The 12,724-nt window shown below is 38.7% G+C and carries 16 protein-coding genes; 7 read left to right on the top strand and 9 right to left on the bottom strand.

Annotated features, from left to right (window positions below):
* Nucleotides 1-283: 283 nt before the first annotated feature.
* The 3 genes from BUB85_RS18990 to BUB85_RS18980 all read right to left on the bottom strand — a co-directional run bounded on the left by BUB85_RS18990 (nucleotide 284) and on the right by BUB85_RS18980 (nucleotide 3,785).
* Nucleotides 284-2,296, bottom strand: a complete 2,013-nt coding sequence (locus tag BUB85_RS18990) for an MSCRAMM family protein (RefSeq protein WP_073113091.1) — start codon at nucleotides 2,294-2,296, stop codon at nucleotides 284-286.
* 377 nt (nucleotides 2,297-2,673) lie between these two features.
* Complete coding sequence (locus tag BUB85_RS18985; RefSeq protein ID WP_143160793.1) at nucleotides 2,674-3,330, bottom strand: sigma factor-like helix-turn-helix DNA-binding protein; 657 nt, start codon at nucleotides 3,328-3,330, stop codon at nucleotides 2,674-2,676.
* A gap of 269 nt (nucleotides 3,331-3,599) precedes the next feature.
* Nucleotides 3,600-3,785 carry a hypothetical protein gene (locus BUB85_RS18980; protein WP_143160792.1) on the bottom strand — a complete coding sequence of 62 codons (186 nt, stop codon included), beginning with the start codon at nucleotides 3,783-3,785 and terminating at the stop codon, nucleotides 3,600-3,602.
* A 366-nt stretch (nucleotides 3,786-4,151) separates the two neighbouring features.
* Between BUB85_RS18980 and BUB85_RS18975 the strand changes: the two genes are divergently transcribed.
* From BUB85_RS18975 to BUB85_RS18955, 5 genes are all read left to right on the top strand, one after another.
* Nucleotides 4,152-5,027, top strand: a complete 876-nt coding sequence (locus BUB85_RS18975; RefSeq protein ID WP_073113088.1) for an XRE family transcriptional regulator — start codon at nucleotides 4,152-4,154, stop codon at nucleotides 5,025-5,027.
* Between the two features lie 112 nt (nucleotides 5,028-5,139).
* Complete coding sequence (locus tag BUB85_RS18970) at nucleotides 5,140-5,478, top strand: hypothetical protein (RefSeq protein WP_073113087.1); 339 nt, start codon at nucleotides 5,140-5,142, stop codon at nucleotides 5,476-5,478.
* 6 nt (nucleotides 5,479-5,484) lie between these two features.
* Complete coding sequence (locus BUB85_RS18965; protein ID WP_073113086.1) at nucleotides 5,485-6,753, top strand: Y-family DNA polymerase; 1,269 nt, start codon at nucleotides 5,485-5,487, stop codon at nucleotides 6,751-6,753.
* A 20-nt stretch (nucleotides 6,754-6,773) separates the two neighbouring features.
* On the top strand, nucleotides 6,774-7,232 hold the full coding sequence (locus tag BUB85_RS18960) for a hypothetical protein (protein WP_084534137.1): 459 nt from the start codon (nucleotides 6,774-6,776) through the stop codon (nucleotides 7,230-7,232).
* Nucleotides 7,226-7,405, top strand: coding sequence for a hypothetical protein (locus BUB85_RS18955; protein ID WP_073113085.1), 180 nt, complete (start codon nucleotides 7,226-7,228; stop codon nucleotides 7,403-7,405). The genes BUB85_RS18960 and BUB85_RS18955 overlap by 7 nt, the downstream gene beginning before the upstream one ends.
* 106 nt (nucleotides 7,406-7,511) lie before the next feature.
* Here BUB85_RS18955 and BUB85_RS18950 read toward each other — a convergent pair whose 3' ends face one another.
* The gene (locus tag BUB85_RS18950; RefSeq protein WP_073113084.1) at nucleotides 7,512-7,889 is read right to left on the bottom strand and encodes a hypothetical protein; all 378 of its coding nucleotides are present in this window, start codon (nucleotides 7,887-7,889) and stop codon (nucleotides 7,512-7,514) included.
* 127 nt (nucleotides 7,890-8,016) lie between these two features.
* Complete coding sequence (locus tag BUB85_RS18945; protein WP_073113083.1) at nucleotides 8,017-8,391, bottom strand: hypothetical protein; 375 nt, start codon at nucleotides 8,389-8,391, stop codon at nucleotides 8,017-8,019.
* A gap of 287 nt (nucleotides 8,392-8,678) precedes the next feature.
* Between BUB85_RS18945 and BUB85_RS18940 the strand changes: the two genes are divergently transcribed.
* Nucleotides 8,679-9,566 (top strand): tyrosine-type recombinase/integrase, encoded by an 888-nt coding sequence (locus BUB85_RS18940; protein WP_073113082.1) that lies wholly within the window; start codon nucleotides 8,679-8,681, stop codon nucleotides 9,564-9,566.
* On the top strand, nucleotides 9,559-10,713 hold the full coding sequence (locus tag BUB85_RS18935) for an IS91 family transposase (protein WP_073113081.1): 1,155 nt from the start codon (nucleotides 9,559-9,561) through the stop codon (nucleotides 10,711-10,713). The genes BUB85_RS18940 and BUB85_RS18935 overlap by 8 nt, the downstream gene beginning before the upstream one ends.
* A gap of 280 nt (nucleotides 10,714-10,993) precedes the next feature.
* On the opposite strand, the gene BUB85_RS18930 is transcribed toward BUB85_RS18935, so the two are convergent.
* The 4 genes from BUB85_RS18930 to BUB85_RS18915 form a co-directional block, all read right to left on the bottom strand.
* Complete coding sequence (locus tag BUB85_RS18930) at nucleotides 10,994-11,404, bottom strand: TIGR04076 family protein (protein ID WP_073113080.1); 411 nt, start codon at nucleotides 11,402-11,404, stop codon at nucleotides 10,994-10,996.
* 108 nt (nucleotides 11,405-11,512) lie between these two features.
* Complete coding sequence (locus BUB85_RS18925; protein ID WP_073113079.1) at nucleotides 11,513-12,151, bottom strand: hypothetical protein; 639 nt, start codon at nucleotides 12,149-12,151, stop codon at nucleotides 11,513-11,515.
* Nucleotides 12,148-12,426, bottom strand: coding sequence for a DUF6809 family protein (locus tag BUB85_RS18920; protein ID WP_073113078.1), 279 nt, complete (start codon nucleotides 12,424-12,426; stop codon nucleotides 12,148-12,150). The genes BUB85_RS18925 and BUB85_RS18920 overlap by 4 nt, the downstream gene beginning before the upstream one ends.
* A 28-nt stretch (nucleotides 12,427-12,454) precedes the next feature.
* Nucleotides 12,455-12,724: IS66 family transposase (locus tag BUB85_RS18915; protein ID WP_143160786.1), on the bottom strand; the 270-nt coding region annotated here is incomplete at its 5' end.

Genomic DNA, 12,724 nt, shown 5'->3' with positions numbered 1-12,724 from the left:
AGGAAAAAAGCGAATTCACATAGATTCACCTATGGTGAAAATGACTGTGGATAAGTAATGTTTTTCAATGTTCAGTTGTTGTTAAATATATTCAAAAGCCATAGAATTTGGCTTTGAATCAGAGTTATTTGAAAGATTGAAAGAGTAATCCACAATGAATTAAATTATTCAATCACAAACAATTGGTTATCCACCAATTACCGAAATAATATCGCAAAACAGGTTTTAAAAATTCTCTGTTTTGTACAAAAATTAATTAGTTCCCCAAGGGGGTTCTGAACAGTTACTTTGAAACAACGATTTTTCCCTTTGCCGGTACTTCTTTTACATTGACTGTACTAGTCTGTTTTGCAACAACTCCAACATTTACTGAATCTGTATTAATCAAGTATCCCACCGAAGCAGTGATTTCTTTTACATATACAGTATTCTGTCGTTTTACAAATTCAATAGTCGAATGTCCATCGCGATCTGTTGCAGGCATCTGTGCAATAAGGTTCGTGCATGCGGCATCTTTATATACACCATAAATTGCACCAGCTACACCATTTCCAGTTTCTGAATCTACTTTATTCACTGCCACCTTACATTTATCTAAAGTAATCGAAACACTTGCTTCGCTTCCCTTTGTTTCTGATGGCGTATGATACTCCTGGAATGTGATATTCTGGGCATCTGCTATTTCAGAATTATAAATATAAGTGTATGGTCGCTCAAACTTTGCCTCTGCATTTACTTTGAAAGAGACCGTATCTGTTGGCATTAAAAATGCCTTCTCCACTGGAATCTGAATATAGAATCGGCTAGTCAAACTACTTGCATTATCATAGACAATCTCACATCCCTCTGGTGCTCCACTTAAGCTGATTGTTCTGGATTTCACAGTACCTTTACTATTAATGGTGTACCATCCACTTCGATAATAAGTTTTGTCTTCGCTTAATGTCATCTTTGTCGATGATGGCGCAACGACTGTGTAAGATGGAGCATCTCCATACCCTTCTTTTCCGGCATTTGCTTTTACATCTCGATACATTGCCATCGTGCAGTCAAATACATCCTGATATCCGCTTACAGCACTCAAGGAATTGACAGAATGTCCATCATATCCGTAATCTTCCAAAATACAGTAGATTACAGCCTGTGTCACATAGTAATCCTTGATCCAATTACCTGTTGAATAGGACTTGTCATTGGTATCTCCGTAGACACTACAACCGTGTGCAATCGCATAGGATATTTCGGAATACATGCCATTCGCTTTCCATGTCTGACTAATATAGCTGGTAGAATCAATAAAATGCTTGCTAACCTGCGTACAATAAGCCAATCTCCAACCATTTGCAGAATCATTGGCAATATACTTTACATAGTTTCCTACATTGGAACCTGTCTGGGAACTGTGGATATAGTTTAATAATGGAATATCCCACATACCGCTTTCGTTTTTTGCGTTTTTTACCACTAAAGATCCGGCAGACGCTCTAAGTTTTGACCCATAACGATTACCATAATTAATAATGTTCTGGTAGAAGTTATATAGTTCCAAGTCTTCTCCGGTAAACTTAAGTTCTGACTCTCCTGAAAGAATCTGTGCCTGAATCAGCTCAATAGCTGCATTGCAGATCTCATCATCTGTCATTTCCGAAAGACTTTTTTCTCCTTCTACCTGCGTATCATCTGTGACATTTTCTAACACTTTCTCCGCATCATCTGACACTTCTGGATTTCCAGGAACAAGCAGGCTATCATCTTCTATAACGTTTTCTGTATCTTCCTGTGTCGGTTCTACAGCTTCCGTATTATCAGATTCTGCATCTTCCTCCGACGTATCCTCCTTTTGGTTTTCACCGCCATCTGCGTCATTGCTGACATTGGATTCTGTTTCCGGTTCTGTTGCTTCTTTTACAATAAGTTTTCTACTTACCTGGTACTGTGGATTTCCACTAATTGGCTCTACATAATACGTAGTCTGGTAAGTATCAGCTTTCTTAGAATCAAAATCTTCTCCGGCTTCATTCTTTGACTCATGATATGTCACCTTGACTTTCTCATCATGAAATTCCAAATTCGAGAAATCACATTTCACATCAAAATCGGTTCCTAGATTAATCTCTAGATCTTTTGCTGTTACAATCTCATCTTCGCTTAATTGCTCAATCACCTCTTCTAGCTTTGGTGGATGAGGTACTTCTTCCTCCGTGGCTGCATAAGCAACCATCGGCTGTAATACACTTGTGACTAAGGTCATTGCCGTTAGCAACCCCGATATCACTCTTTTCGCTTTTCCTTTCATTTTCTACCTTCCTTTCTTATGAATGAATAATTTTCTTGCACTTTCATCAGATTGGGACAGTTTCACCTGATAACAGCACATAGATATGGCGGTGTCTGCATCTAAGCAAATCACCGCCACATAGCATCTGCTGTCATCCTTTCAAAATGACAACTATTTATTTTGAGCTTCCTGTGTTCTTCCCAGACCCGTTCCTATATCGGTTCCATATGTCCGATACGTTCCCTCTGCAAAGATGTGCGAAGATGCACATTCAGGACAGGTATCATTCTGGGCAGGCTATGAAATTTTCAAGGTACATGGGAGACACTGCTTTGCATCTCCTTCACCTATCGAAAACCTCACAACCTATAAGGACGGAAATTTCACAAAATAATTTATTTTCTATTTCTTTTGAAACTCACCTCTATATCAACTCGCTCTACTCCCATCTCTTCACGAACCATTTTCATAGTTTTTCTGAGAATGTCTGTCAAAGTAGTTCTCGGGATATCCAATTCGTTCGCTATCTCCTTCTGGGTAGCACAGTCAATGTGATAACGCATAAAGGCGTATCTTTGTCTCTCATCCATATTCTTAAGAATGTCTTGAATTGTCTCCATTTCAATAAGATGATCTAATGCACGATTGGCTTCTGTGCCAAGTACTGCCCAGTCTTCTGAAACAATGCTATAGGATACTTCCCTAGTGTTTTGACGAATTCTTTGATTTTCTTTTAGACGATCCTCTCCTTCGAGGATTAATCTCACGTACCAGTTTTCATTTTCGAAAAAATCTGATGAAATGGTTTCTCCTGCTCCTGAGACATCTTCATAGCAATATGATTGGCACTCTGGTATTGGAAATACTGTCACACGATTATCAATGCGATACAGAACATATCCATTGGCAAATACTGTCAGTTCTGCCTTCTGATCTAACTTTTCTTTCACAACAACCGGAACTCTTGATTCGGTCAACTTCCTTACAGAAGGAACTCTCATCTCCTTATCAACGCTACCTACCATTGTTCTTAATTCTTTTAATGTCATCATAGTGACCACCTTTCTGCTTTGCAGCACGGGCGGTCAGCTTTTCTCTTTTAATGCACTACAAGAAGCCTCAGACCAACCCGTTTTTTTTTAACGGGAATCTGAGACTCCTCTGTACTAAATCATAAAAATCACTCCTTTGATTTTTTACTTCTTACTAATAGAATGCCTAAAAGCACTTAAGGACGAAAAAACGCAAAAAAATAGAGCCAGAATCATTAGCGCATTACTGCTAATAACTCTGACTCCACTTAGTCCTTCGTCGAATCCACTTATTCAACGGCTACTTTATTCTTCTTAACCTCATAGACAGCATACTGTCCATCCTTTTTTCTTCTTACTTCTGCATCATTGCCTCTCTTGGTAATCTCTTCAATAGATCGAAGCAACCGCAGATTCCGCTTGTGTTTATCACTAAGCTCAATGTTGATTGTTGTTTCACTCGTATTCATTATCATATTCATATCTTCTTTGCTCATCATCAGCCCTCCTGGTCGTGTATTTTAATCACCCCGGCGGATAAAGGGAAATGAAAACCGTCGATGAGTTAGAGATCAAACAAGTTCCGTCGCATCGAAGCATGCTGTCTGATCATGGTATATGAGAAGGTTTCGCTTCGAAAACCATCCGCGAATCGAGCTCCCTTAGTCCCACTCCCAAGGTGATTACCTATCAGTTACCTGACTGCTCTCTTCGTCTATGGCATCATTATAATTCTATGATTCTTCGATGTCAATATCTATTTTCTCTTATTTTTCGATTTTATTATTGACATCGAGAATTTGTCGTCCTATAATAAAGGAACAAAGAGAGGAGGACGAATTATGGCTCAAAACAATAATCACACCATCCCATTTCCGGGAAGGGGCATTGATAAACATACGTCCAATACCGTTTCTTATAACGGTGCACAACAAAAACAAGATAATGTACTAGGTACGAAGATTACAGAAGCTAGAAAGTCTATGAAGCTAAGTCAGAAACAATTATCTGAACAGCTGGAAGATTATAAGATTTCTGTAACGCCTGGTGCCATCAGTAAATGGGAAAAAGGCGACTCTATGCCAAACCCATACCAGTTGTTCGCTCTCTGCTACTGTCTTCATATATCCGATGCAATCAATTACTTTACCGGATTTTCTCCGGAAGCATCTGATTTCACACCGGATTTGAGTCAAAAAGGATTGAACCTTCTGCAGATGTTTAAAGAAGCATTAGTTTCTTCTGGAAACTTCGCTCCTAGAAGTCGTCGAGATTCATTCTCTGATCCCGAACCGGAAGTTGATATGAAGATTTTCTTAGAACCCGCCGCAGCTGGTCCTGGTAATCCGTTAGTAGAAGGTGCTTTTGATATGATAAAGTATCCAGTCAGCGCAATTCCCGATGGAGCTGAATTCGGCATTCGAATATCCGGACAAAGTATGTCTCCGCGATATGTAGATTCTCAGATTGCATGGATTGAGCCTAGTGAAGAATTATATAATGGAGATGTAGGTGTTTTCTATTATGATGATAATGCTTATATCAAAAAATATGTAGTGGAACAACCGAAAGCAGATGAGATTCCCGATTACATTGATGAAGAAGGTCGAGTAATGCCAAAGGTTACACTCTACTCCTTGAACAGAGAATGTGCCAATCTCGATGTTACAGTAAAACCGGGACATCCCTTCTATATCGTTGGACGTGTACTAAACTAACTTGTCCATTACCCAATTTAAAAAGACTAAAATACAGTTGATTCCGTTATTGACCCTATACTCAATAGCTTTATTAACTGCACCCATTTTTAGCAAGAAAGGAAATCATGAAATGGTATATCCAAATAGTAATATCGTTGAAATGGGCATAGGCGATGTTGGAATTACTTTCACAGCGCAAGGAACCATGAATGCCCCAATTGGAAGTATTATTTTCTATAATCAGAAAAAGCAAAAGATTACGACCCTACCTGACGACTACCAAATAGACAAGGACTCAACAGAAACATATCTCTCTCATCCTGATCAGGAGATTTGTTTAGCTTTTTCGTCTGCTGAAAGTATCAATGCCGTAATCTCAATACTACAGGCTATGAAAAAGAATATATTTGAGGATGAGACAACCAGAGAATATGCAATTCAAAGAAACATGGAGTTAGAAGGAAGGTGATTTTCAATGAAGAAGCGTATGTATATCGCTATTGACTTGAAGTCCTTCTATGCATCTGTAGAATGCGTTGAAAGAGGATTAGACCCCTTTACCACCAACCTTGTGGTTGCAGATCCGACTAGATCCAAATCTACTATTTGTCTTGCAATTACACCTGCAATGAAAAAGTTGGGTGTAAAGAATCGTTGCCGGATACACGAGATACCTGCAAACATTGAATACATTACTGCTATGCCGAGGATGCAATTATATATTGACTACTCTTCTAATATTTACAGTATCTATTTAAAGCATGTAAGCCCTGACGATATTCATGTATATTCCATTGATGAATGCTTTATTGACGTAACAGAATACTTAGCACTCTATCATCAGGATGCAAAAGAGATGGCTATCACCCTAATGAATGATGTAATGGAGGAGACTGGCATCTGCGCTACTGCTGGAATCGGCACAAATTTATATCTTTGTAAAATTGCTATGGATATCGTTGCGAAGCATGTACCAGATCATATTGGATATCTTGATGAAGAATCCTTTAAGCTACAACTGTGGGATCATCGTCCCCTGACAGATTTTTGGAGAATTGGAAGCGGAACTGCTAGTCGACTAGCGAGATATGGAATGTATACGATGGGAGACATTGCACGTACCAGTCTTCATGATGAGGCTTGGTTGTACAAGCAATTTGGAATTGATGCAGAACTGCTAATTGATCATGCCTGGGGAATTGAGCCCTGTACTATTCAAGACATTAAATCATATAAACCAGAGACAAACAGCTTATCCTCTGGTCAGGTTCTGATGCGGAACTACACTTTTGAAGAAGCCAGGGTAATAGTTCGGGAAATGACTGATTTACTTGTACTAGATTTGGTTGCAAAGAAATTGGTGTCTGAGTCTTTTACCCTTTATATTAGTTATGACCATAAATTTGAAGTCCCCGGCAGTAACGGAAGCATCAATCTCGGAAGTTCAACAAACAGTGCACGTAGAATTGTACCTGCAGTCATCGACCTATATAATTCAATTACTCATAAACATATCGGCATTCGTAGAATTAATATATGTTGCAATAAAGTGAAGACCGAAGGATATTATCAACTGGATTTATTCTCCGACCTCGAAACAGATGAAAAAGAACGTAATATCCAACAGGCAATGCTTGCAATTCGAAAGCGATATGGGACGAATGCTATTATGAAAGGCTCTAATCTGTTAGACTGTTCCACCTTTAGGGAACGTAACGGACAGATTGGTGGTCACAAAGCTTAATGATAGAAAGGAGGCAGCTAATGTTTGCTTATGCAGATATCATCAATTACCACAGACCTGTTTCTAATCGTACCCGGATGAGTATCGGACATCGGGCAAAACAATTTGCGCCTTTCGCTGCTCTCAAAGGATATGAAGAATCAGTGAAGAAAAAAGAACGAATTTTCTTTGTACGTGCTGAACTTGCAGAAGAACAAAAAGAAGACCTGGATCAGAAACTTCGCATCCTATCCTATCATGATCATATTTCTATTACATATTTTCAAAAAGCTACAGAGATGGAAGCTGATATAGGAACCTACCAACATATCTCCGGGAATGTGGATTTCATTCACAAAGAAGAAAAACGTATGCGTGTGGGGGATATCGAATTATCCTTTCAAGATATCGTAGAACTAAACGGAGATTGCTTTGATTGTATAGATACAGAAGTCTATCATCAACTAAAAGAAAACAGAAAGAAGGATTTTATATGTTAAAATTTGAAGATTACGAAACAGAACAATACTATTACAAGCGGTTACAAGAGTTAGGAATATGTCATGTGAATTGGGGATTTGGAGATGTCTATCTTACCAGAGATGAAATTGATAGCAATTTAAGTTCTCTTGAAGACACTATAAGAAAGCTCAAGTCAAGCAAGACGCATTAATGCAAATGGAAGAAAATCAGACTCACACCTCTCATTGAGTGAGTCTGATTTTTCTTTCACCTTGATTATGAAATTCTGATTTCTCGTCTACTCTACAAACTGGAAGTTAGCGCGCAAACAGTGTGTCATCCCAATCATAAAGTTCAAGATAATAATCAACGAAAAAGTCTTCCGGATCACCCTCATCATCCACGCAAGTTCCATGATGAGAAAAATGTGTTTTATCACCGGGTTTCATCTCAATGCTGCCATGACCCTTATCGAATCCATATCCATGACCATAGTCACATCCGAATACCACACCCACTTTTTTCCCCGATTCCGTTTTATAATTTTCCAACCATATCTTCCCCTCAATTAGCGGGGCAATATCTTCAACATTCATAAACATACTGCCATCCTGCACCTTTTGAATAGTACTGCTGTTTTTTCTAATTGGTTCCAATATGGAAAATCCGACTCTCAAGATATATATTTGTTCCATAGAGCAATCTCCTTTCTGTTTCGCACTCAAAAAAGTCTTTAATACGGCAAGAACTTCCGATTTTGTTATTCGTGTTCCTTTACTCATACATCTGGAAGCTGTCTCTTTCTTTGACAGTGTTGAGAATTTACCTTCTTGCCCTGAATTCAGATATGATTGCTTCCGGCAATTCCGTACTACGAAACACGTTCTCTGCGTATTCCTCCAAATCAGAACTGTTTTTTGTAAATTCAATAACTTTCGCTGTCCCCCTTGAAAATATAATATCGCACAACTCATCTTCCGTACATGGTGTTTCACCAATTAACCCGTAAGCTGCAATATATTCGTTCCATGCACAGTTTTCGATACCACGATTATAAATCCATGTCAGAACTTCAATAACATCTGAAACATCACGATATTTTCTTGCCAGATTTAACACTTGTCGCCATGTTGGCTCATCAATATCATAATTCTTAGAATCATTCCATTTTCCTATTGTCGGTTTCCATTCGCCCATATGATTACCTCCTCAAATCCCGATTGCACCAAGTCGCTGCGCGACGGCCTGCCAAGGCTGTGGTGCTTTTCTTTTTTCTATCTACCTAAAAAGCAGTGACAGATATACCTTAAAAGAGTATTGTTAAAGTACGACCAATAACAAACTTTTTACACAGGATTACCTGACCACTGCCTATGAAAAGAATAACACTCAATGTCATTTCCTGCAATAAGGATTTTGATATAAATGCACCTCCATGAACGGCAGTGAAACTTTTTTATAATACTGTTTTCATGGAGGTCTTTATGTACGAAAAATATTTTGAAAAACTTACGGAAGAATGCGAAATACGCAATCGTTCCGCCAATACTTCACGCACTTATTCCGACAATATAAAGCGATTTCTGATCGATGTTGGAAAGCATCCTGACCAACTCCTGCTTGATGATGCAAGACAGTACATCCTGAAAAAACGCCGTGAGGGTATCTCGGCAGAGTATTGCAACAACATCAATTCTTCTCTTGCATTCTTTTATAAACATGTCTTACATCTCTTCTGGGATCAGGAGATTGTACCTAGAATGAAGAGAGATTATACTATGCCCGATGTCCTTTCCGTGGAAGAAGTTGAGCGGATGATAAACACTGCAACTGAGGTACGGAACAAAGCCCTGATTGCTCTTATCTATTCATCTGGCCTACGCCTCAATGAGGCTGCCCGATTAAGACCAGATGATATTTACATGAGTACCATGCAGGTTCATGTAACAGATACGAAAACGCATCGGGACAGATGGACCATTCTTTCCCAGACTGCTTTAGAGTATCTAAAGGAATACTGGTACTCTTATAACGATCCCAGAGACAGACTTTTTGTCAGTCTCCTTGCTCCCCATATGCCCCTCAAAGGGTCGGGAATCGAAATCATGATCCGGACAATTGCACGCGATGCTGGTATTAAGAAACGAGTTTATCCGCATCTGCTCCGTCATAGTTTTGCTACCCATCTTTTAGAACAGGGGGTCTCGATCGAATATTTCCAGACTCTTCTGGGACATCGCTGTCCGGGGTCAACCTATACCTATCTTCACATTGCAAACAAGACGCTGATGGGTATTCAGAGTCCTTTGGATCACCCGAAGAAGAAACGAGGAAGACCTCGTAAAACGAAGGACGGTGCTAACAATGAATGATATAACCGTTCAAGATATCTTTCTCCGATTTTATGAGGACTTTCGTAAACTTCATTCCGTTTCCCCGGGGCAGGATCGGACTGCTCTCTGTATCATGAAGTGTAAAACTCCTGAGATGGGTGCTAATGTCAGCGAATGTCCAGAGTGTCATTTACGCAAGATTCACTATAATTCCTGCCGTAATCGATTCTGTACAATGTGTCAGGCAATGGACGTAGACAAGTGGATAGACCTACAACAGGAGAATGTACTGGATGTTCCATACTTCCACGCTGTATTTACGATTCCTGAAGAATTGTATGCACTGACGTACTCCAATCAGAAGCTTCTTTATGACACCATGTACCATGCGGTATCTTCGACATTGAAAGAACTGTCTTCTGATTCCAAACACCTTGGTGCAAGGATTGGCTTTATCTGTGTCCTCCATACATGGGGATCTAAAATGAACTATCATCCACATATCCACACCATTATTCTCGGTGGCGGGTTGGATGAACGGAATCATTGGAAAGATAAAGGCAAGAAGTTTTTCTTCCCAGTAAAAGTATTATCCGCTGTTTTCAAAAAGTATTACTTGCAGGAACTGAAAATGCTCAGAGAAAAAGAACTTCTTGAATATCACGGTTCGGCCAATACATTTATGAACCACTATGCTTTCAAAGAGCTTTTAGATCTCTGCTATGAAAAGAAATGGATTTCCTATATTAAACCGGCTTTTCAAGGAGCCAGTTCTGTCATACATTATTTAGGAAGATATACACACCGTATTGCAATCAGTAACCGCCGTATCGTCGAAATGGATGAAAAGAATGTCACTTATCTTGTGAAAGATTATAAAAACAAGGGGCACTGGAAATCCATTACAATTCCTGGGACAGAATTCATCCGCCGTTTTCTAATGCATGTGCTTCCAAAAGGTTTTGTACGGCTTCGCCATTATGGGATTCTCTCTTGTAGGATTAAAAAGGACAAGATGACGCTTTGCCGAAACCTTCTTGGATGCAGACAATACCTTTCAAAGCTTCGAGGGATGAACACAGAACAGGTAATGATGGCACTGTATCATATCGACATCTGCAAATGTCCAGAATGCGGAGCTCATATGTCTTCTTATCGTATGCGCGGACACTATATGCTTTGTTAAAGAATGCAACTGAATATTTTTTGTGGCTTCCGAATGGAAGTCTGTTTGCTATGCTTAAATGTCGCAATATTTTCTTATTCTCTGGTGAAAAGCCGATAAAACCTGACTTTTTCCTGAAAAGAAATTTGATTGAATTTCCATACAGCATGGCTACCCAGACGCAACTTGGTGCAATCAGTGAAAATCAGGCTGCAAAGCCAACGAAAGAGCAGCTATCTAAAACGGTAGGCTGTTTTTTCGTTGACCTTGACCCCGATTGTTCACGAAACGATTTGTATAATCAACCTGTATATGCATCACTTGCGGTATTTACAAAGTTTTGCTTTGCAAGCCAATCTTTTTCTTCTTCGGTTTCCGGTATGTCAATTCTTTCAATTTTGAATATTACGGGTCTAGTTCCGTCGTTACAGCAAGCGATCATCATTCGCTCATCATTTGTCCACTGATGCATGATAGAACCACCTTGAAGTGCGGTGTATACGTACCTACTTATTGCATCCCATGCTTCTCCACAGAATTTACCGTTCATCAAATGATAAAAATCATCTCGTTCGCTATTTCTTTCAAGCGTAAAAGTATCTCCCTCTTTAAAGCAAGGGCAAGGACCCGACTTATGTTCAGCAAGGTATTTTTCTTGCAAATCAGGAAATACTTTTGTCTCTAATACAGTAATTTTACATTTGTATTGCATATGTCCCCTTTCACTCTAGAAAAAAATTAATAATAATGCAAATATCTGTTTTCATTATACATCATTGAGCCTATTATGTAATTCTTATATTCTCTTATGCAAGTATTATTAATCCAGTTTTTTTAATATCCGCCAGTTATCTTCTTTGAAAGCTATATAAACTTTTTCGCCTTTCTCGAGCTCTATCTCAATTAGCCCAAGTTTATTTACCAGATCCATCACAACATTTTCCAAAAACACCTGTGTAAACAAATCTTTTTCATCCTCTAAGTCTTCCAGCGGAATCACTTTTTCATACTGTGTGGCATCACCGGCTAATATAGTAATTGTAATTTGTTTTTTACCAGTAAGTTCATTAATGAATTTCACTACCTGACTTATGGTATTTACATATGTATCGGATATACTTTTTTTAACGCTATTATTTAATATACTCTTATTCAAAAAATCCACTTCCGCAATCGTTTTCAGTATTATCAATTCCGGGCCAAAATCTACTCTTTGAAGGATTTCTGAAAACTCCTTAAACACATCCCAGAAATCAAAGAGCTCCAACCCCTTTCCATTAATTGTTATGTCTTCTTCCTCACAATCAAAAAAGTATGCTACATACTCTTCTTCTGAATGAACTGTTTCTAATTTCTCTTTTAGAATTTGATCACATTTTATAAATGCTGCTTCCACAGATGCATCACTATAATCCTCGTTCAACGTATCTAAAAATATTTCTGATAAACTTTTTCTCATACTGTCCCCTTTCTTCTCTCATCAGTATCTTGACCTATGAGAAATGCTTCTGCTGTCAATCGGACACCATAGGAGAATCCCTGCCTATAAGATTCATAATTTTCTTCGTCGGACAGTTTTAATATTGTAGACACAAGCATATCTACTTTCTCCTGATTTTCATTTGGAATGATATCTTTCAATTCCTTTTGATACTTTTTCATCAACTCTAACAATTCCTGATAGGAAGCAGTGTGCGGACTAAAATTTATCTCCTGTGGTTCTGCTTCCTTCATTATCTGATCGTAACTGTTCAGAACTCCATTAGTTAAAGATGATATCGGAATTCCCTAAAAGGGCTTCTCTGATTGCTGTAAAAGCATTTATTCCATGCTTATGAGCAGTCCCAATATAGCTCATGATTGTAAGATATTCCTGTGCGCCTTCCTCACTGCGAAAACATCCTGAGACCTTGGTTTTAACCTTAATCATGCGCAAATCACGTTCCGCAAGGTTATTATCAAACGGAACACAGAGATTCTTTATAAATAAGCAGACTGATGCCTTGTAATTCACAAGTCTGTCAATTAGATT

It is taken from the genome of Hespellia stercorisuis DSM 15480 (genome assembly GCF_900142165.1).
In the GTDB taxonomy this organism is placed as follows: domain Bacteria; phylum Bacillota; class Clostridia; order Lachnospirales; family Lachnospiraceae; genus Hespellia; species Hespellia stercorisuis.
The sequence above is the reverse complement of the archived record's forward strand: the minus strand, read 5'-3'. Positions and strand labels throughout refer to the sequence as shown.